This window comes from Paenibacillus tritici (genome assembly GCF_013204885.1).
Classification (GTDB): domain Bacteria; phylum Bacillota; class Bacilli; order Paenibacillales; family Paenibacillaceae; genus Paenibacillus_AQ; species Paenibacillus_AQ tritici.
Window position 1 is genome coordinate 143,090 of record NZ_JABMKX010000003.1, and the last position, 20,872, is coordinate 163,961.

Annotated in this window: 20 protein-coding genes; 3 read left to right on the plus strand and 17 right to left on the minus strand. The window is 53.5% G+C overall.

What is annotated here, in order from left to right; all coding sequences use genetic code 11:
- Positions 1-13 precede the first annotated feature (13 nt).
- Positions 14-1,030: an ABC transporter substrate-binding protein gene (locus HQN87_RS06080; RefSeq protein ID WP_254075383.1), complete on the plus strand. Its 1,017-nt coding sequence runs from the start codon at positions 14-16 to the stop codon at positions 1,028-1,030.
- Positions 1,031-1,176: 146 nt separating this feature from the next.
- Positions 1,177-1,413 (plus strand): YczF family membrane protein, encoded by a 237-nt coding sequence (locus HQN87_RS06085; RefSeq protein ID WP_173129303.1) that lies wholly within the window; start codon positions 1,177-1,179, stop codon positions 1,411-1,413.
- 11 nt (positions 1,414-1,424) lie between these two features.
- Here HQN87_RS06085 and HQN87_RS06090 read toward each other — a convergent pair whose 3' ends face one another.
- From HQN87_RS06090 to HQN87_RS06150, 13 genes are all read right to left on the minus strand, one after another.
- Positions 1,425-2,522 (minus strand): GerAB/ArcD/ProY family transporter, encoded by a 1,098-nt coding sequence (locus tag HQN87_RS06090; protein ID WP_173129306.1) that lies wholly within the window; start codon positions 2,520-2,522, stop codon positions 1,425-1,427.
- A 33-nt stretch (positions 2,523-2,555) separates the two neighbouring features.
- Positions 2,556-3,761 (minus strand): Ger(x)C family spore germination protein, encoded by a 1,206-nt coding sequence (locus HQN87_RS06095; RefSeq protein WP_173129309.1) that lies wholly within the window; start codon positions 3,759-3,761, stop codon positions 2,556-2,558.
- Positions 3,751-5,334 (minus strand): spore germination protein, encoded by a 1,584-nt coding sequence (locus HQN87_RS06100; RefSeq protein ID WP_173129311.1) that lies wholly within the window; start codon positions 5,332-5,334, stop codon positions 3,751-3,753. Before HQN87_RS06100 ends, HQN87_RS06095 begins: the two co-directional genes overlap by 11 nt.
- 158 nt (positions 5,335-5,492) lie before the next feature.
- Positions 5,493-6,533, minus strand: a complete 1,041-nt coding sequence (locus HQN87_RS06105) for an NAD(P)/FAD-dependent oxidoreductase (protein WP_173129314.1) — start codon at positions 6,531-6,533, stop codon at positions 5,493-5,495.
- Between the two features lie 28 nt (positions 6,534-6,561).
- A complete protein-coding gene (locus HQN87_RS06110; RefSeq protein WP_173129319.1) occupies positions 6,562-7,596 on the minus strand; it encodes a FecCD family ABC transporter permease in 1,035 nt (344 codons plus the stop codon).
- A 2-nt stretch (positions 7,597-7,598) separates the two neighbouring features.
- Positions 7,599-8,657 (minus strand): FecCD family ABC transporter permease, encoded by a 1,059-nt coding sequence (locus HQN87_RS06115; RefSeq protein WP_173129322.1) that lies wholly within the window; start codon positions 8,655-8,657, stop codon positions 7,599-7,601.
- Between the two features lie 195 nt (positions 8,658-8,852).
- On the minus strand, positions 8,853-9,164 hold the full coding sequence (locus tag HQN87_RS06120; RefSeq protein WP_173129325.1) for a hypothetical protein: 312 nt from the start codon (positions 9,162-9,164) through the stop codon (positions 8,853-8,855).
- Positions 9,165-9,266: 102 nt separating this feature from the next.
- Positions 9,267-10,961, minus strand: coding sequence for an oleate hydratase (locus HQN87_RS06125; RefSeq protein ID WP_173129328.1), 1,695 nt, complete (start codon positions 10,959-10,961; stop codon positions 9,267-9,269).
- A gap of 132 nt (positions 10,962-11,093) precedes the next feature.
- Entirely contained in the window at positions 11,094-11,699 is a 606-nt protein-coding gene (locus tag HQN87_RS06130; RefSeq protein WP_173129332.1) for a TetR/AcrR family transcriptional regulator C-terminal domain-containing protein, read from the minus strand.
- An 84-nt stretch (positions 11,700-11,783) separates the two neighbouring features.
- Positions 11,784-12,512 carry a metallophosphoesterase family protein gene (locus HQN87_RS06135; protein ID WP_367272665.1) on the minus strand — a complete coding sequence of 243 codons (729 nt, stop codon included), beginning with the start codon at positions 12,510-12,512 and terminating at the stop codon, positions 11,784-11,786.
- 422 nt (positions 12,513-12,934) lie between these two features.
- The gene (locus tag HQN87_RS06140; protein WP_173129339.1) at positions 12,935-13,132 is read right to left on the minus strand and encodes a hypothetical protein; all 198 of its coding nucleotides are present in this window, start codon (positions 13,130-13,132) and stop codon (positions 12,935-12,937) included.
- A 71-nt stretch (positions 13,133-13,203) separates the two neighbouring features.
- Positions 13,204-13,470: a hypothetical protein gene (locus HQN87_RS06145; RefSeq protein ID WP_173129342.1), complete on the minus strand. Its 267-nt coding sequence runs from the start codon at positions 13,468-13,470 to the stop codon at positions 13,204-13,206.
- Between the two features lie 121 nt (positions 13,471-13,591).
- The gene (locus HQN87_RS06150) at positions 13,592-15,205 is read right to left on the minus strand and encodes a sigma-70 family RNA polymerase sigma factor (RefSeq protein WP_367272666.1); all 1,614 of its coding nucleotides are present in this window, start codon (positions 15,203-15,205) and stop codon (positions 13,592-13,594) included.
- 318 nt (positions 15,206-15,523) lie between these two features.
- Between HQN87_RS06150 and HQN87_RS06155 the strand changes: the two genes are divergently transcribed.
- Positions 15,524-17,683, plus strand: a complete 2,160-nt coding sequence (locus tag HQN87_RS06155; protein ID WP_173129346.1) for a YDG domain-containing protein — start codon at positions 15,524-15,526, stop codon at positions 17,681-17,683.
- A gap of 211 nt (positions 17,684-17,894) precedes the next feature.
- Here HQN87_RS06155 and HQN87_RS06160 read toward each other — a convergent pair whose 3' ends face one another.
- The 4 genes from HQN87_RS06160 to spoIIAA all read right to left on the minus strand — a co-directional run bounded on the left by HQN87_RS06160 (position 17,895) and on the right by spoIIAA (position 20,834).
- On the minus strand, positions 17,895-18,452 hold the full coding sequence (locus tag HQN87_RS06160) for an RNA 2'-phosphotransferase (protein WP_173129349.1): 558 nt from the start codon (positions 18,450-18,452) through the stop codon (positions 17,895-17,897).
- 809 nt (positions 18,453-19,261) lie between these two features.
- On the minus strand, positions 19,262-20,017 hold the full coding sequence (gene sigF, locus HQN87_RS06165; protein ID WP_173129352.1) for an RNA polymerase sporulation sigma factor SigF: 756 nt from the start codon (positions 20,015-20,017) through the stop codon (positions 19,262-19,264).
- 11 nt (positions 20,018-20,028) lie between these two features.
- Positions 20,029-20,484, minus strand: coding sequence for an anti-sigma F factor (spoIIAB, locus tag HQN87_RS06170; RefSeq protein WP_173129355.1), 456 nt, complete (start codon positions 20,482-20,484; stop codon positions 20,029-20,031).
- Positions 20,481-20,834 (minus strand): anti-sigma F factor antagonist, encoded by a 354-nt coding sequence (spoIIAA, locus tag HQN87_RS06175; RefSeq protein ID WP_173129358.1) that lies wholly within the window; start codon positions 20,832-20,834, stop codon positions 20,481-20,483. Before spoIIAA ends, spoIIAB begins: the two co-directional genes overlap by 4 nt.
- Positions 20,835-20,872 lie beyond the last annotated feature (38 nt).

Sequence of the window (20,872 nt, forward strand, 5' to 3'; positions counted from 1 at the left end):
AGGAGGCTACATCTTGAACCATCCCTATTCACGCAGTATTCATCTGAAACATTGGCTGTTCCTTCCGCTACTGCTGGCACTGACGCTAATAGCCTCGGCTTGTGGAAACAACACCTCTAACCAAAGTAACGGTGCTGCTGGAGCTCAGGCTACCGGGGCACCCGCATCCTCCACGCAGCCTGGCAAAGCTGAGGCCACAGCAGCTCCCGCCTTCCATACAGTGAAGACTGTTAATGGGGATATTGAAGTGCCGACTGCACCAGAGCGGATTGTCGCAGAAGAATATCTGGGCAGCCTGATTGCACTGGATACCATTCCAGTCGGCGCTCCCGGACTGACGCTTGAGAATATCTACTTCAAAGAGTCCCTCGCGGGAGTCGCAGATACCGGTACGTACGGAAAAATGTCACCGGAGAATATCCTCGCGCTGAACCCGGACCTGATTATCTCCGGTAACGCAGACAGCTATGCGGCACTCAGCCAGATTGCCCCTACGGTCATTGTGCCGTACGGCGATTTGAAGAATGCCCATGAAGAGCTGACCTATTTCGGCAAGCTGCTGGGCAAGGAGCAGGAAGCTGCAGCCTGGCTGGCCGATTATGATAAGCGTATTGCCGATGCCAAGGCCCGGGTGGATGCTGCCATTCCCGCCGGTGCCACCTTCAGTATTCTGGAGCATTCTGACAAGTCCACCTGGGTCTACGGAGACAACTTCGGACGCGGAGGACAGCCGGTCTACCAGGCCCTGGGACGCAAGCCGCCGGCAGATGTGGCCGCTGAAATTATGGAGAAGCAGTGGGCTGAGTTATCCGCCGAGACCCTTGGCAAATACGCAGGTGATTATCTGGTCATAACCGATAATACACGGACTATTGAAGACTTCCAGGCAGACCCGATCTGGGGAAGTCTGCCGGCGGTTAAGAAGGGCAACCTCTATGTATGGAAAGAAGAGCGTTCCTGGTACTATGACCCGATTGCCGTTCTGGCTCAGACGGAAGAGCTGGCCGACTGGCTGACTTCGGCACAGTAAGAGAGTGATAATCAAGCTGCCCGGGGGCCTTGAACGGCTTCCGGCAGCTTTTTTGTTGTTTACCCTATCCATTATTGGAGATAATACCTGTAGCCCGCCTGCCGGACCCGGCAAATCAGCCTGCGGAGCATGAAGGAGCTTACTCTATGAAGATTATCAGCATCTATGCCCTGTTCGCTGTGCTTACTCTCTCCATGATTACACTGATTGATGTAATAGCGGGAATCCGCGTGACTGAATCCATTCACTCCCTCTCGACCATCTTTGCCACAACCACACTGCAGGAATTCATATGTATCATGATCTTCCTCATTCTCCCGTTCATTCAGGTTGCCGTTCACACCTACTACCAGCGCCACCCGCGCCGCAAGCCGTCCCAATAATGCTGCCCAAGTTAACGGTATAAGCCGAATCTGCGCCGGACCAGATGAATCAGCAGCAGCAGGATCGGGATAACCGCACAGAACACCGGCAGAATAGTCTCCAGAAAAGCCTTCCCGTCATTCATATGCTCCGAGTAGTTCTGCGCGCTCACAAAAGAGCTGAACAGCATAACAACGCCTGCCGGAATCACCAGCCTTCTTGTGTCAGTAACCTTGAACAGATCGCTGGCTACAGCTACGGCGGCATAGCAGTAGACCGTCAGCTTGAAGAATACCCCGATAATCAGGGTAAGCATGACAAGCGCATCCAGGCGCTGGACGAAGTTGGCCACATTCACCAGGGTGATCGTAGTAAACATCGGAAAGGTTGTCCGGCTGTACAGATTCTCTCCAAGTACAGCCATTTCAATGGCATGTGTGAAGCTGAGCAGACAACCGCTTATGATGACAGCCACCATTCCGGTTTTCTTAACCTTCCGCGATCTGCTGAATTGGGGCAGGATCGTTGTGAAGCACACCAGTTCTCCGAACGGAAAGATCCAGATGCTGGGGTAAGCGGAATCCAGCGCTTCCACATAGTCACTCATATGCAGAGGGAACAGATTCTTGTACTCCACCAGCCCCGCAGCAATCACGGCAAGAATACAGATGCACCCCATAATAATTACGATCCACAGGAAAATCTCGGCAGTCCTGGCGAATACCTCAATCCCTTTGTTCAGGATGTACATTACGGCAATAATCATGATGGAATTAATGATAAGAATCGGTGTTTTGTCATAGGATGCCGTAATCAGCAAATCCCCGGCTTCCCGGAGATTTCTCGAGCCGTTATAGAGCAGCACCGGCAGAAACAGCAGACTTACCGGCCAGCCCAGCCAAGGTCCGAGAATAGTACGTGTATACCCGCTGATAATCTGGCCCGGGAACTGGAGATAGAGATGTGCGAACACCAGATAGAGCAAGACTCCTCCAGGAAGTGCAAACAGAACAGAGAGCCAGACCGCATGTCCGCTCTCAAGGCCAATAGGGACAAGTACGGCTGTCCCCAGCTCAAACAGAATAATCATCGCAAGCAGCTGGCTTGGGCCGACCACTTCTTTTCTCATACACCATTCACCTTATCTCTGCATTCAAGCTGCTTATTTACCTTCGGGAATATAGGGCTTCAGACTCATGCCTGTACTGCGGATATACCCTTTGATATGGAGGTCCAGTCTGCCTTGAGCGAAGAGCCTGCCCCAGTCTTTGTCAAGCGTCGCCCATACCTGAGGATTCTTCCGCTTCAGCTCGTTGCCGAAATTGAAAATATCACTTTCCAGCTCCTGCGCCTTCTGAAAAGCCTGCATCACTTCATCCCGCGTTTGCTTCTCAAGCTCCCGTTCGAGCTTCAAGATCTCTTCTCTGTTGCCGAGGTCCACGAAGCTGTCCGTTTCATTGACGCTCCCTTCTTCAGCAATCGTCACATGGAAGACCGGAAGTCCGCCCTCCATGCTGGTCCGTACCTCCGTTCTTGAATAGATGACATTGACGGCGATGGATTCTTTTTTATACTCTGAATCAATGTTGATCACCGTTTCTTCTATTTTATCAAGCAGCCACTCGGTTCCCCGTGCTTCCGAATCCTTCATCCAATAGAGCAGCTTGCCTTGTCTGAACACCCCAAGCCCATTCATCATCGTCTTGGTAGGCGTCTCGGATTGCTCCAGATTGCTGTTTTTCTTCCCCTCTTCAGCATCGCCATTGATCTTCACCGCGTTGATCGTCAGATCTCCTTCACCTGTGATGCCTTTAATTACATCGAATACGCTGATGGTCCGGTTCTCTCCCCATACCCGGGAGGTATTTTGAGTTTTTTTGACCAGCCCCAGAGCCGGCAGACTCTCCACAGCCGTCAGCAGCTTCATCACAGATGCGGCATCGCTGCCACGGGCGACCAATATTGCCGAATTCAGGCGCAGCTCATGGGAACGCTCGAAGATATCGAACACATCGTTAATTCCACTCCGCGCCAAGCTCTCCCCCAGAACAATAAGCTGGGTATGGGCGAAAAAAAGCTGGCGCGTCACATGCTTGGAGGCCCGCCGCAAGGCGCCGAACATGGTTTTGTCTGTGGCAGATACGACGACAACACCAGGCTTCCCGCTGCCCGGTGACGCACTCGTCGCCGTTGAGGTAGGATTGACCAATTGAAAGGTCACCCGGTATTCATCAGTCTCCGGCACAAGGTCCATTCCTATGCCGCTCACCACGGCCAGTTCATTCAATTCCCGGCTGTTCCAGCATCCGCCGAGCGGCATTAGAATTACCGCTATGGCTATCAGGCGCAGCAGTCCCTTAGCGTTCATCGGATTTCCTCTTTGAGGCTCCTTTGGGAGAGGCGGAAGTGCTGCCGGTGTTGGTCTGCAGGCGTTTTCTCAGCTTCATGAAGCTGATGGGCGAGCGGATGAAGGTATCCTTCAGGTTCTCGGGCACAAACGGACCCATAGGTATCATGTAAGGCACTCCGAGGGAACGCAGGCTGCATAGATGGGCAATCAGCATAATCGTAAAAATAGCGATGCCATACAGTCCCATAAAGGCGGCGATGCCCATGATCACAAACCGCAGCATCCGGATGGAGAGCGCCATGTTGAAGGCGGGTGTGGCGAAGCTGGAGATCCCGGTAAGGGAGACCACAATGACCATAGCCGGGGAGACGATCCCCGCCTGAACTGCCGCCGTCCCAAGCACCAGACCTCCGATGATGGACACCGTCTGCCCGATCGGGGAAGGCATACGCACCCCCGCTTCACGGATAATCTCAAAGGTAATCTCCATCATGACCGCTTCTACAAAGGCAGGAAAAGGGACTCCCTCCCGCTGTGAAGCCAGATTGATCAGCAGCGGTGTCGGGATCATCTCCTGATGGAAGTTGAGCGCGGCGACGAAGATCGCCGGGCCGTACATAGAAATGATCAGGCACACGAACCGGAGCATCCTTATCAGCGAGGAGATATCATAACGCTGATAATAATCCTCCACCGTGTGAAAGAACATGAAGAAGGTCGTCGGTGCTATCAGCACAAACGGAGTGCCGTCCACAAAGATGGCAATCCGTCCATCCAGCAGATTTCCGGCCACGCTATCCGGCCGCTCCGTATTATACAGCGTTGGAAACGGGGAATATTTGTTATCCTCAACGATCTGTTCAATGTAGCCCGATTCGAGAATGGAATCGACCTTGATCTCCTGAAGCTTTTTTTTGAACACCTTAATCGTCTCTTCGTCTGCCACCCCATGGATATACATAATAGTGATATCAGTATGGGTGATATCGCCCAGCTTCATCGTTTCGGTCCAGAGATCGGGGTTCTTAATGATTTTGCGGACCAGGGCGATATTCGTGCTGATGGTCTCTGTGAAGCTTTCTTTGGAGCCGCGGATAGCGACCTGGGTCCCCGCCTCCGTAACGGGTCTGACCTCACCGCCGCAGGTGCTTCCGCTGACCCCTTCCCCCAGCCCGTTGATCAGAATAACCGTGTCTCCCGACAGCAGCGCTTCAAGCAGCCCGTTGATATCCTTAACCAGCTTCTCCTTGCCGATGCTGAGGGCATTCTCTTTGATATAGCTGTGCACTTCCTCCGGGGTTACCGCAAGCATCGCACCGTCATTCAAGGCTTGAAAGGACATTACATGGGAGATGAAGTCCTCCACCATTCCTCGGTCTGTAATGCCGGTCATATATACAGCAGCCACACGGGCTGATCTATTAATTAAATCATAAGTGCGTACAACCAGATCCGGACTGTTCCCCAGTCTGGCTTGAATCGCGCGGATTGTCTCTTCCAGCTGAGTGGAGATCGGCGAATTATTGGCCTGCTGGCTAGTGCTGCCTGCCGTTTGTGCAGCATCAGCGGATTGTTGTGTACGGTTATCCATATCTGCACCTCCTGCCCTTACTATTCGCCCCCTATCCTTTTTTTATACAGCATATGGAATGTGTAAGAGAGGGCTGCTCTCATGCAAAAATAAGCTGTCCCTCCTACGGAATAATCCGTATAAGGGACAGCTTATGCAGGGGCTAACTAGGGGGATAACTAGTGGTTATCTGCTACGCCAAGCGCTTTATTCTTCTCCTTGAACCGGTCATTATGCGAAGAGACATAGGCTACCTTCTCAGCGTTAGGGTCAATATAGAGCTTCGCACTGTTCAGGGCAAGCACCGCATCCGTGAACGTTCCGGCAATCAGTCTCACCTTGCTCTCATAATCCACGAAGTCCCCGGCAGCGAAGACACCGGGCAGATTCGTCTCCAGCTTCCCGCTGACATTGGCGCACCACTCGCCCATATCCAGCCCCCAATCCTTCAGCGGACCGAAGTCGCTCCGGAGTCCATGGTTGACAATAACGGCATCCACCTCAAGCTGCTCATGCTCACCGGTCTGAAGATGGCAGACAGTCACCTGATTAATCTGCTCGCCGTCGCTGCTGTGCAGCTGGCTTACGGCACACGGCACACGCACATCCACAGAGGAAGCCTTCATCCGGGCAATGTTCTTCTCATGTCCGCCGAATTGCTCCCGGCGGTGCACCACCGCTACACTTGCGGCAATCCCCTCCAGCTCATTCGCCCAGTCCACTGCGGAATCACCGCCGCCCGAGATCAGTACCCGCTTGCCGCGGAACGGCTCCAGCTCCTGCACGGTATAGTGCAGGTTCGTCACTTCGTAACGGTCCGCCCCCTCAATCTCCAGCTTCGCCATCTTCAGAATTCCGTATCCGATGGTGAGAATAACGGTCCGTGTCCAGTGCTGCTCGCCTGTTGCCGAAGTCAGGATGTAAGTTCCGTCCTCCTGCCGGGCCTGATGTACAATCTGCTGCCCGAATACAATGGTAGGATCGAAGGTGCGGGCCTGCTCCGCAAGCTGATCTATTAACTGGCGGCAGAGAATGGGCGTTACTCCTCCGACATCCCAGATCATTTTCTCAGGATAGATCAGCATTCTTCCGCCCAGCTCTTCCTTCGCTTCAATCAGCTTCGTCTTCAGATCCCTCATCCCGCTGTAGAATGCCGTGTACATCCCTGCGGGGCCTCCGCCAATAATCGTCACATCGTACAGTTCCATTGATTCGTTCATATATTATCCCTCCAAGGTCTAGGTGTATTTAAGATTTGGTACGGGCCAGAAGATAGAGAAAATACGGAGCGCCGATCACCGCCACCACGATACCGGTAGGAATCTCGGACGGCTGCAGAATCCGGCGCCCGATCGTATCGGCCGTCACGACAAGCAGCGCACCGATCAGGGCCGACGCAGGCAGCATCAGCTGATGCTTCGGCCCCACCAGCCGTCTGGCCAGATGCGGGCCGACCAGCCCGACGAAGCCGATGCCTCCGCTTACGGCTACGCTGGATGCCGCAAGCCCGACCGCCGCCGCCAGCAGGCGGAACTGCTCTCTGCTCACATGGGCACCGAGTCCGGTAGCCGTCTGCTCGCCCAGGTTAAGCACATTCATTACCCGAGCCTTATAGAAGACGTAAGGCAGGAGAATGACGATCCAGGGAAGCAGCGACAATACGAACTTCCAGCTTGTTCCCCAGATACTGCCCGCCAGCCAGGTGGCGACGAACTGATATTTGTCCGGGTCGAGGCGCAGAGTCAGCACGATCATCGCGGCACTCATCCCTGCGGCCACTGCAACACCGGTAAGCAGCAGGCGGATCGGGGCAATGCCCTGATGCCGCTTGTAGGCAAGGGTATAGATCAGAGCGGCAGTACATGCCGCCCCGACAAAGGCAACGACAGGCAGCAGATAGACTGGTGCGGCCGAGGTCGTCGGATAGAATGACACCATCAGCATGACCATCAGTCCGGCTCCGGCATTGATGCCGAGAATTCCCGGGTCCGCCAGATCATTGCGGAAGACCCCCTGCATTACCGCACCGGAGACGGCAAGGGCTGTACCGATCAGAAGGGAGATTACAATCCGCGGCAGGCGGAATTGGAACAGGATCAGCTCCTGCTTATCCGTCCCCTTGCCGAGCAGCGTATCCAGCAGCTCAGACGGAGTTAATCGTATGTATCCTGTATTCATACTTATAATGAACATCATAATAATCAGAATGGCCAGCACGCCGAGTATCGTCAGGCCACGCTTACGCTTTGCCACTTCTGAGGAAGTCAGCTTATGACTCTGCATCCTTACAGCTCCCTTCTTTCTTTGCGGGCCAGATACAGGAAGAACGGCACCCCAATCAGTGCGATAATCGCGCCTACCGGCGTTTCATGCGGCGGATTGATCATCCGGGCAGTCAGATCGCCCCCCACAACCAGCAGCGCACCCAGCACCGCCGAGCAAGGAATGATCCATCTGTAATCCACCCCTACGAGGTAACGCGTCAGATGGGGAATGATCAGACCGACAAACCCTACGGCTCCTACTATAGCTACCGAGGCACCGGCCAGAATCAGAACAATCAGGGTACCGGCCAGCTTCACCAGCCCGGTACGTTGTCCAAGCCCCCGGGCAATATCCTCACCCAGGCTGAGCATCGTAATGGAACGTGAGAGAACAATGGCTCCGAGGATTGCCGCGCCCACCCATGGGGACATAATCTGGAGCTGTAGCCACTTGGTTCCGGCCAAGCCGCCTGCATACCAGAAGGCGAGATCCTGTCCTATTTTGAAATACAGCGCGATGCCTTCACTCATCGCCGAGAGCAGCGCACTGAGCGCAGCGCCGGCCAATACCAGCCGGGCCGGGGTAAGCCCGCCCTTCGCCAGCGAACCTACGCCGTAGACGATACCTGCTCCGGCTCCCGCCCCGATGAAGGAATACAGAATAAGATACATGAACGACAGATTCGGAAAAAAGGCAAAGCAGACGGCGAGCGCAAAGCCTGCTCCAGAGTTAATGCCCATCAGTCCCGAATCCGCCAGCGGATTGCGGGTCATTCCCTGCATAATTGCCCCTGCCACAGCAAAGCTGGCTCCGACCATTACTCCGCCAAGCACACGCGGCAGCCTTAGCTCACGGATTATCTGATGTTCTGTAATATCGGGATTGAAATGAAAGACGGCGGTCCATACGACAGAAAGCTTAATATCTGCCGCCCCGAACGATACTGAAACAGCGACGCCCAGCGCCAGCGCAATCAGACCGCCAATTAGAATTAATGTTGCCGCCCAGGGACGGGACCGCAGCTTCAGCGGTTCTGCCTTCCGGTCTAGTCCGCTCCCGGACACTGCCTGATGATTCATGTTGGTCACCTGTTTCCGTGAAATTGATTCTCATTCTCATTATCATATTGTAAAGGAACAGGCCCCTGTTGGCAATGGACAAATGAAAAATAACAACAGCCTATCCTCCTGAATACATCCTGTTAAAGATGCACCGGGAGCATAGGCTGCCAATTGGACTTGCTGACATATGAGGGCAATGCCGGAAGGAAGGTATTATACCTTCTGAAGCGTGCCGCCGAATAATTTGCGTATAACGCCCTGCAGCTTGCCGATATGCGGCACGAAGAGGCTTTTGTCATATACATAATTGGATTGGGTCACCAGCTGTGAATAGATCAGGAACAGGTTCGAAGCGAGTTCCCGGTCAATCTGCCGCTCATGCCCGATCAGCAGACAGGTCTCATCCAGTACCTCGTACAGCTCAAGCAGAGCTGCTTCGTTAATGGTCTTACGGCGCAGCGGTTCAAGGATCTCCGTGGCAATCGTGTCTATCCGCAGAATAAGGGCTGCCAGTCTATCGTTCACACGATCTCCTCCTGCAGTAACAGAAATAGTAAAAGCGCTTGCTTATTACCATCCTATGTCTGCCGGATGCCGGGCATGACTGTAGCGGCGAATGTCTATCTGTTATATTAATTTGGAGATCACGGTTCCGGCCAGCAGTTCACCCAGCGTCTTGTCCAGCGGCAGCGCCTTGTTGCCCAGGCAGGTTCTGAGCGCGGTCAGCAGCACCCGGACATCATATTTACTCGGATGGACGGGAATCACTTCTTTCTCCAGCGCGAGCAGATTGTATACTGCCATCATCGCGGAACGTACCGAATATTCCACAGTGAAGACGCAGTCGTCCGGCACTTCGGCGAACTGGCCGAGGAAGGCCAGATTCATGCTTCCCTGCGGTACAACCTGCGGACGGTCACCCGCTACGCGCGGCATGAACTGGGAGGTGATATAAGGCATCATGCAAGGGATCACGTTCGTGGTATGCTCCAGAATCTCCGGGATGCGGTCCTTCAGCCCCATATGATAACACAGCTCCTCCAGCAGCTCGCGGCCGGTACAATCGCTCATTTTCTTCTTAATATAGTCGCCTTCGGCATCCGGGAACAGGCCATACGCCCATAGCACCTTCACGTTATCCGGCTGGTTGATGAAATGCGGCTGCTTCGGTGCGGTCCAGGACATCATCCAGCTGGAGTCCTTGATCGTCACTACCCCGCCCATTCCGGGAGCATCTCCCGTCAGCTCAAGCAGATGCGGGAAGACAATCTCGTCATCGGTGAAGGTCATCGTGAAGGACAGCCATTTCGACTTGTCGATGTCTCCGCAGAATACCTCGGGATGGCCGAAATCAGGGGATTTGGCGGCCAGCTTCTCCCATAGACTCCAGCAGCCGCGCTCTGTGACGGACCGGTTCAGCACGGCCGGATGGTCCATATCGCCCAGGGTGGAATTCTCTGTCATTGAGCCGTTCGTGACCATCACCAGATCTCCGCGTGCTGTAGAAATGGTCTTAGGCGATCCGTTCACCAGGAGCTGAATCGCGGTTACCACCTTCTCGCCGCCGCTGAAATCAAGCTCCAGATCGGTTACCTGGTGACCCTTGTCGAAATGAACGCCTTCACGCTCCAGCCATTTCATCAGCGGCAGAATCAGCGAATCGAACTGGTTGTATTCGGTATGCAGAATGCCCTTTAGCTGGTTCATGCCGGAGATCAGGTGCATAAACCGCTCCATGTAACGCTTAACCTCAACTACGCTGTGCCAATTCTCGAAGGCGAACATCGAACGCCAGAAATACCAGAAATTCGTCTCCAGGAAGCTCGGGTCAAAAAACTGCTCAATCGTCACCGCGCCAAGTCTGTCTTCAGTGGCAAGGGTCAGCTTGCCCAGCTGCAGCGCGTGTGCCGTTGAGAGTCCAAGCGTAGAGAAGTCTGCAGGTGTGCCTTCTTTCTCTACCAGGCGGCAATGCGATTCAATCGGTTCTGCCAGATTCAGCTCACGGAACTCATCCAGGACTGTCCGGTCCGGGTTGGTCAATGATGGAATGAAGCCGAACAGCTCCATGAAGCATTCAAAATGCTCCTCAATCTCGCGTCCGCCCCGGGCGCTGTAGCCGTCCTTCGCATTGCCTGCCCCGTCCATCGAACCGCCATATACTGCCGATTGCTCCAGAATGTGAATATTCCGGCCGGGCATGTGCCCGTCACGGATCAGGAATGCCGCTGCCGACAGGGAGCCGATCCCGCCTCCAACCAGATAAGCCTTGCGCGAAGCGATGCCTTCCTGAACCTGCGGATGTATTCTTTGATATGTACCCATGTGTCCTCTTCCTTCCTTGATGTGGGATAAGTGCCTGCTAACTGCCTTCACTATACCCACGGTGATCAATGAATTCTATGGACAGCTTGGAGTGACTGTATAGGGATTACACATCCGCCGGACATTGTGTCATTACTTGGCTGAATGAACAGCCGACTGATAATGCGCAAGCCCCCGGGCAATACTTCCATCCATAATCCGCGACACCTTGTCCACGATCCCGGCCGGGTCTGTGTTCGCACCTGCTCTGAGCCAGTGGATGATCTGTTCGAGGATCGCCAGTGTGTAGAAATCGGCTATATCCAGTCTGGCCTGTACACGCACTTGCTCCGGAATCAGCTCTTGTCCCGGCCATTCCTGCGCGTCCAGCTCTTCCACTACCCGGATCATAACGCTATAGATTACCCCGTACAGGAACGTCTCCAGATGCTCGCGGCCAAGCGAATGGAAGGTATTCAGACAGATGGTTTTGTTATTCACGGTGTAGCGCAGGACACTCAGGAATCCTTGCTTCCAACCGGCCCAGCAGCAATATTGCTCAAGCCCTTCAATCACTTCGGACTTATAGATCCACCCGAGCAGCTCATAGATATCCTGAAAATGGTTATAAAACGTATGACGGGTCACCCCGCAGTCTGCGGTAAGCTGCTGGATCGTTATTTTGTTCAGCGGCTTAGTGAGCATAAGCTTTTTGAGTGACCGGGCCAAAGCGTTCTTCGTTAAAAGTGAATTGGCCATCTCTTCCTCCTGGACTCTGGATTTAATATTCCAATTATAACCAATTTCATCCCGGATTTCACCCTTACGACTCCGCCGCCTTAGTCAGGCACGCTCGCCGAACCGGACGGAATAGGTCTTATACCCGGTTTCATGAATCTCCAGGCAGTTCAATTGTTCCCCATATACACAGCCGCCGTCTATTCCAATCTTATCCCCGAGCGGGCTGAACCAGACACCTGCCCCATCCTGCAAATCCAGTGTAGAGGTATGTCCGAATACGACCGTCTTCACAGTAGAAGTTACGGGATGATTATAGAAGGGCTCACGTATCCATATAAAATCATACTCCCGCTGGCTCCTCCAGTCCGCAAGGGAAGGATCGATCCCGGCATGTACGAACAGATGGGTGTCCGTCTCATAATAGAAAGGCAGCGAGCTTAAGAATTCCAGATGCTCTTTATATTCACTGCGCATATATTCCTTCATCTCTGCGTAGTCCTTCCAGCTGGAATCCGGGCGCAGCAGAACCGACTCCCGGCCTCCGCAATAACTCAGCAAGGTCTGGAAGCCCCCGCCCGTCATCCAGTGGGTATCCCGCTTATCATCTTCCCCCGTCAGCGCATCGCACGCCATCTGGTCATGATTGCCCCGCAATACGATGGCCCCATGGTCTTCGGCGAGACGTTTCACCTGCTCAACCACCGCTCTGCTATCCGGCCCTCTGTCCACATAATCGCCCAGCAGAATTAACTGATCCTCGGCGGGTCTGTAATTGGCCCTGCGCAGCAGCAGGTTGAATTCCTGTACACAGCCATGAATGTCACTGATCACTAATGTTCGGATAGTCGCTCCCCCTCTGCTTAGATTTCTTAGGCTCAGAGTAATCATTATACTTATAAAAGCGGAGCTCTGCATGGTCCGGCTGCTGAATTTGTGTATGGGCCGGCTGCTGAAGGTATGTTTGCAGGCTGTTTTTTGCATGTTATTTGGCTTGCGGCGGATGTGGTTTGTATGGAAATGAGCACCTCTGACTACTTTTGGCAGAATGAGGTGCACTTTTGCTCCTCCTCGCCGACCACCGACCACTTTTGGCGGAATGAGGTGCACTTTTGCTCCTCCTCGCCTACCTCCGCTCACTTTTGGCGGAATGAGGTGCACTTTTGCTCCTCCTGGCCGCCCGCCGTCCGCTTTTGGCAGAATGAGGGGCACTTTTGCTCCTCCTGGTCGACCGCTGCCTGAGTTCTCCATATCGCTTACTCTTGAGGAATCAGAGGGATTATTCCCTTTGATTTCCTCCCATCTCCCACTTCTGGAGGAATCAGAGGGACTTCTCCCTTTGATTTCCTCGTATCTCCTACTTCCGGAGGAATCAGAGGGACTTCTCCCTTTGATTTCCTCGTATCTCCTGCTTCCGGAGGAATCAGAGGGATTTCTCCCTTTGATTTCCTCATATTTCCCGCTTCCGGAGGAATCAGAGGGGTTTCTCCCTTTGATTTCCTCGTATCTCCTACTTCTGGAGGAATCAGAGGGACTTCTCCCTTTGAGTGATTTCCTCGTATCTCTTACTTCCGGAGGAATCAGAGGGATTTCTCCCTTTGATTTCCTCGTATCTCCTACTTCTGGAGGAATCAGTGGGACTTCTCCCTTTGATTTCCTCACATCTCTTACTTCCGGAGGAATCAGTGGGATTTCTCCCTTTGATTTCCCCACATCTCTTACTTCCGGAGGAATCAGAGGGATTTCTCCCTTTGATTGCCTCGTATACCCTACTCCTATTCTCTATTTCCATCTTCTATCCCCACCCAAACACCAAAGAAGCTCCCCAGCTTCGAATTAGCCGGGAAACCTCTTTGGATATTGCACTATTTGGATATCGCTCTATTTGGACATCGCTCTATTTGGACATCGCACTATTCCGTTTGTGTGGAAGTCTGGTCATGCACAGGCCGCCCGGCAGTGCTGTCCCAGCGCCATGACGCCTCATGCCCCTGCATATGCAGGCCACCATACCATTCGTCTACTCCTTGTACTTTTACCCGGTCAGCGTTTCCGGCCAACACCTGCCCTCCAAGCGGAGTCAGCATAACCGGGCGGCTCAGGAATTCAGGTACTTCCCTGTAGTCTGTAACTTCTGCCGTACCGTCAATCGCCAGCAGCGGATGCCCCCCGGCGGTCAGTGTGCGCAGAACCTTCCAATATTCAGTATCGCCCATCCCCAGCCGGTGCAGTTCATCCGTAACCCGGCGGAACACCTTAAGCGGTGTATCCACTCCGTCCGCTACAGCTTGAAGGGTTGTCTGCTCAACAATACCGAGGCCGTTCTCTACCGAAGGCAGCCGTGAGAGATGGGCCTTGAAGGCATCATAGGCAAAAGAAAGCGCACCCTCCCCAAGCTCATCCCTTCTCTCCTCCAGCAATGCTGCCAGCTTCCCGGGATCTGCTGAGGCGTAAGCCTCCCACAGCAGGCTCCCGAGCTGAAGCTCCTTCTTGCCAAGGTTCTGCCAGGTCCCGGACAAGGTGCTAAGCTGATCCTTCGTAAGCTGTCCCAGACCATGGAACGGCTCAATTCCAGGGAATTCGCCGATGCAGAGCAGACTCAGCTTGGTGCGGCCAAGCTTGCGCCCCTTGAACCAATGCAGCAGATAGGCCAGCATACTCTGGTCAAACAGATCATGCTCGAACCACAGCACCACCTCATCATAACCGTGGAATCCGCCGAGAATCCGCTCCTGCTCCGCACATCCTGTCATATACTCAGCCGCCGGAATGCCCAGTGTGGCCTCCAGAACCTCCGCCCGCAGCCGCCGCTCCTGCTCTCTGGACAGATCTATGAATATCGGCCCGGCCGAATAGATTTCCCTCCAGACGAGCACATCTCCCTGGACAATTCCCTGCTTCAGCTTATCTCCAACCGAATCCCCATTCACAATATGCAGCATACGTTGTCCTCCCTCTTGTAACAGATGAAATGCAGCGGCAAGATCAGCAACGGGAAAAGCTCCCTTCAGCTTGCGTCTGCCGTCGTGCAGCCGTTTCTTCAGCGTCCCTGGCGGTATTCCTAAATACACGGAAATCTCCTGAAGCGAATAGCCGTAGAAATAGAACAACTGCAACGGTACCCGCAGCTTGGCGGATAACTCTGCCACGGAGCTGTGCAGCACCCGGGTCCATTCTTTGCGTTCGGCAATTTCCGCAACGCCGGGAGTAGACTCCGCGACATGTGCAGCAGCCTCCATAGGCAGCAGTGCCAGGCGCTCACGTCTCAGCTGCCGGTGACACTGCCTGACTACAATCGTTTTGAACCATCCCGGAAACGCCGCCGGCTCCTGCAGGCTGCCAAGGTTCATATAGGCCTCAAGGAACGCTTCCTGCACCGCGTCTTCAGCCAGCTGTACATCTCCAAGCATGTCATAGGCCACAACGTAAGCCATCCCCCGGACATGCCTGCTAAGCTCCCGGAATGCCTCGGCATTCCCCTTCTGCGCTTCTTCAATCCACTGCAGCATAGGTCTCCCGAACCTCATTTCTGTATGTTTTAGATGGTTCTAATAATAAGTGCCCTTCCGGAGGCAAAAGGTTACATGAATTTGTCCCGTTCTTGTCCCGCAGCCGGAACAGTCTCTCTCCGCCACCCTCCCTGTATTTATTGACCAGTGGCAGGTTTATATTTTGGTAAATTTAATTTACATTAATTAAATTTAATTCGATTAATTTTTAATAGTTTGTGATACTATTATTTCATTTAGCAAGATTATGCAGGCCAAAACTGCTGCCGGGAGGATCTTTAGCACACCCCATGGCCTTATTCACCGGAGACAAAACCAATTTCAGGAGGCGCAACATTGAATCATACACCCGGCAAGCTTTTTCTCTCCACTCTAATGATCGTTACTGCACTTTACACTTCAGCAGGAACCGCCACGGTCAGTGCAGCACCTTCACTAACAGGCATTACAGGCCACTGGGCACAGGACGAAATTACGGATTGGATGGACAAAGGGTTCATTCAGGGATACGCCGACGGCAGCTTCAAGCCGGATAATAGTCTGAAAAGAGCAGAATTCATGGCGCTGATTAACCGTGCCTTCGGCTTCACTGAAGCTGCTCCTGTCTCCTATAAGGATCTCTCTTCAAGCAACTGGGCCTATGCCGAGGTTGCCAAAGCAGTGAAAGCAGGATATATCAAAGGGTACTCCGATGGTACAATCGGCAGCGGCAAGACCATCAGCAGGCAAGAGGCTGCTGTAATCATCAACCGGTTATTGAAGCTGGATGCAGGGAAGACCGGTACTCTTTTCTCCGATTCCAGGGAGATTGCTCCGTGGGCCTTAAGTTCTGTACATGCAGTTACCTCTGCAGGAGTCATGAAAGGGTATTCCGAGGATAACAGCTTCAGACCCGGCAGAGATATCACCCGCGCGGAAGCGGTAGTCTCCTTGACACGGACCAAGACCATTGAGGCCGCCCCTTCCAGTACCCCGGGCATTGACGATGCGGGCACGCCTTCGGCGACAGCTTCTCCTACAGCCAGTCCTACAGCTACACCCACTGCCACTCCTACACCTGTATACAACGTATACGAGCCTTCTCTCCCAACGCCTACACCTACACCAATACCTACAACAGTACCGGAACCAACTCCTACAGCGACACCGGCACCCACAGCAGAACCAGTAGATCCGGGAGATACCTCCGCCCCTCTGCTAACCAGCGTAACTCATGGAGCGGTTTCTGTCGGAGATAATGTCTATGGCACAAGCAATGAAGCGGGTTATTTGTATCTGGTCCCTTCCACTGTTGCGGTGACCACGGCGGGCCTGGAGAATTCCGTCCTTGCTGCTCAAGGTAAAAAGCTTGCAGTAACCGCCTCCGTCTACTCTTCACTGAACACGCAGGGTCTGCCCGCCAATGATTATGTGCTGTACGCTGTAGACAGCTCCGGCAATATTTCGGCCCCTTCCAGCACAATTGAGCTTACAGCTATTGAACTGACCATAGGTCTCCCCGTCTCCCTGACGGAGTCCAAAATCTATGATGGCACAGCTACAGCAGCAGTAACGGCGGATTCGCCGCTTGGTATACTGAACGGCGACGAAGTCGAAGTCCATGCCTCAGCTTCCTACGACAGCGCAGCACTTGGGGTGAACAAGGCGATCACCGTGAGCTATACCTTAAGCGGAGCACAGGCAGCGAGCTATATTGCACCTGCTCCAACGATCGTAAATACGGGAAGTATCACGCTCAATCAGTTGACTATCGAGACCCCTGATTTGACCTTGGCGAAGTTCAAGGATGGAACTACGGCAGCGGCGGTGGCCCCAGGCCAGCTCATCGGGATAGTCTCCGGGGATGATGTCAGTGTGAGCGCAGTTGCCAATTATGATACCTCCGCAGTGGGTACAAATAAGACGATAACTGTAATCTATACCCTGAGCGGAGCCGACGCAGGGAATTATATTGCACCTGTGAACTACGTGGTCACCACTGGTGAGATTGACCGGGATCAGATCACCCGGACCAGAATCTATGACGGAACTACGGCAGCGGCGGTGACTGCCGGTGCGGTTACCGGCATTTTCCCTGGGGATGATGTGACTGTACATGCTGCGGGCACCTATAGCGATGCCAACGTAGGCGTGAACAAACTCATTACCATCTCCTATTCCCTGACAGGGTTAGATGCGGGCAACTACTATCCGCCTGCCAGCTATACTATAAGTACCGGTATCATCACTGCCTTGCAGTTGAACATTACCGCACCAGTTATCACGGAGTCCAAGCTTTTTGACGGAACCAGATCCGCTCAAGTCACTCCGGGCACGCTAAACGGAATTATTCCGGGGGATGATGTAACCCTCAGCGCAACTGCCACCTATAGCGATGCTGCTGCGGGGAGCGGCAAACTTATCACGGTAGTCTACACCTTATCCGGCGACGATGCTGGTAACTATCGGGCACCGGGGAATGATATGATCACTACGGGTGTGATTGTAGCACCTTAGGTCAATAGGAAGTAGCAAGGCATACAGAGATGAGCGGAAGCAGCCTTGCCAGCTTTTTGAAGGACGCGGTACCGTTTCTGTAAATTATATTTAAATAAAAGCGTCCCGCGAGCCGTGAATGGCTGGCTGGGACGCTTTTTGGGGTTGGGAAGCAAATACAGTAATACAGAGCATCCGGGCAGCGGAGCTGCGCTGGGGATCAGGATAAATTTCATCTCGGTACGGATGGCTGTGGGTCTGAGATGAATTCCGGGGGAATGTAGTCTGCTAACCAGATATTATGATTGCCGTGGTAGAATTTAATCCCTTCAGCTGCTGCACGCCCGGCATCAATGGTTAAGATTACAGGTCTGGAATCTTTTCGTGCACCAACCAGTTTTGCCGTATCCGTGTCCACCGAGAAATGAACGTACTGCCTCTTCATCGGTTTCAGGCCTTCATGCAGAATCGTCTCCACCCATTGTCTGGCAGTCCCGTGATACAGTACCGGGGGCGGAGTCTCATCCTTCTTGGCGATCTTCTGGGGCACAGAGTGGCCGTACAGCGCCCTGATCTTGCCTTCCACCATCTCATGCAGTTGTTTAGCCGATGCTTCTATCATCTTAGCCAGATCCTCAGCCGTAACTGAGTTCCACTGCTGATCAAGGTGCAAGGCACTCAGCAACTGTCCGATCTCTACGAAGCCCTCAGGATCTAATTCCAGTTCATATTCCCAAGGCGCATGACGCAGCGCATAAGAAACCTCTTTACTGAGCTTTGAATAATCCATGGCCAGTCCCCTCACTAAAATGTCTTATTGGTGCCAAAAACAACCTATATGATTACGTATGTTTAAGAGTGTATCACATATTACGATGCCAACATAACACTGAGAAGGCCATTAATGATCCTTTTGTAAGCGGGGCGGCTTGAAATTCAGTTACAGGTTTCGGTTACAGCAGTTACAGCTATCGTTTACAGGTGCAGCTATCAGTTACAGCAGTTACAGCTTTCGTTTACAGGTGCAGCTATCAGTTACAGCAGTTGCAACTTTCGGTTACAGGTGCAGCGATCAGTTACAGTAAGTGGAAAAGTGTATCTTAATTCGCTCCTTTTTCCGGAATGGACCGAAGCAAGCGGAAAAACAGCATCTAATTTATTCGTTTTCGTGACTTCGGGTGAAATGGGTGAATTTAAGTGCCATTTTTCCAACTGCTGATGTAGCAGGCCTTCATTCCCCTTCAGCAGGTGGAGAAAATCCATCTATTCCCGGTTCTCATAACCTCTGGTTTGTTCAGATCAGCGAGCAATATCACGCGCAAAAAACCGCCCCGGAAGGGGCGGTCCCAACTGCTTCACATACACCTTGCCGTTCCTTGCACCCGTCACTGTACATCACATACTTGAATCACGCTCAAGCCTTACTGGTAATCCGGCCCTCCGGTGGCTACCGCCAGCAGAGGGTGCTTGACTGCTGCACCGTCGCCCTCGCTCTACTGCTGCATCAGACCGCCGCACCGCTGCCTTCGCTCTACTGCTGCATCAGACCGCCGCACCGCTGCCTTCACTCTACTGCTGCATCCGACCGCCGCACCCGCGCTACTGCGCAATCTGCTCGCGGATGTTCGCGAGGATCTTCTTCTCCAGCCGCGACACCTGCACCTGCGAGATGCCGAGGCGGCTGGCGACTTCAGACTGGGTCTGATCGCGGTAATAACGCAGGTATACGATCAGGCGCTCCCGCTCGGTCAAGGCACCGATGGCCTCGTTCAAGGCCAGCTTGTCGAACCAGCGCTCCTGCGACTCGTCGGCAATCTGGTCGATCAGCGTGATCGGATCGCCGTCGTTCTCGAAGACGGTCTCGTGAATGGAGGTCGGCGGCTTGTTGGCCTCCTGGGCGAAGACGATTTCTTCGGGTGTCACGCCCAGCGCTTCGGCCACTTCACCGATGGTCGGCAGACGGTCGAGTGTCTTGGACATCTCATCCTTCATCTTGCGCACCTTGTTGGCCATTTCCTTCAGCGAGCGGCTGACCTTGAGCGTGCCGTCATCGCGGAGGAAGCGCTGGATCTCGCCGATAATCATCGGCACCGCATAGGTGGAGAACTTGACCTCATAGCTGAGGTCGAATTTATCAACGGACTTCAGCAGCCCGATACAGCCGATCTGGAACAAATCATCCGGTTCATATCCGCGGTTCATAAACCGCTGTACCACCGACCAGACGAGTCGGATATTGCAATTCACCAGCGTATCGCGGGCCGTATGGTCCCCGGCCTGACTGAGTGCGATTAGACGTTTGACCTCCGCATCGTCCAAATAGGTCGGCGGAGCTTTTTTTGACCCTGCATCCATGGCTCCAACCCCTAATTGTATAAAGCTTTTTTCGAAACGATGGTTTTCTTCATCGAGATGGAGGTCCCGCGTCCCGGCTCGCTGGTGACCTCGAATTCATCCATGAAGTTCTCCATAATGGTGAACCCCATACCCGACCGCTCCAGCTCCGGCTTCGAGGTATACAGCGGCTGCTGGGCCAGCTCCAGATCCTCAATCCCCCGGCCCTGATCCTCAATGGTCAGATGTACGGTCTCATTGTCAAGGGAAGCGGATATCGTGACAACGCCTGAGGGATCACTGTCATATCCGTGGATAATACAGTTGGTAACCGCCTCAGAGACTACGGTTTTCAGGTCATTCAGCTCCTCCATCGTCGGATCGAGCCGGGAGACAAACGCAGCCACCACTACACGTGCGAACGATTCATTCTCCGACAGTGCGGCAAACTGGACACTCATGAAGTTACGAGCTTCGCTACTAGTCATAACGCAACCTCCAAATCCGAGAGTGCGGCGCTCTCGTCGTCATATAGGGGCATGATTTTGAACAGGCCCGACATTTCCAGCAGGCGCTTCACGGGTGCGGTGGCATCGCAGACTGCCATTTTTCCGCCCTTGCTGCGGATCAGCTTGTACCTTCCGAGAATGACACCCAGCCCTGAGCTGTCCATGAACTGCAGGTCTCTCAGACTGAGGATCAGATGCTCCACCTGGCCCCGCATTATTGCTTCATCCATATCCATACGTACATAATCGGCTGCGTGATGATCCAGTTCCCCGGACAACCGGACAATCAGCACACCCCGGTGATGCTCCATCTCCACATGAGAATTCATACTTGCCACTCTCCTCTTCGTTGCTTGGACAACCGCCC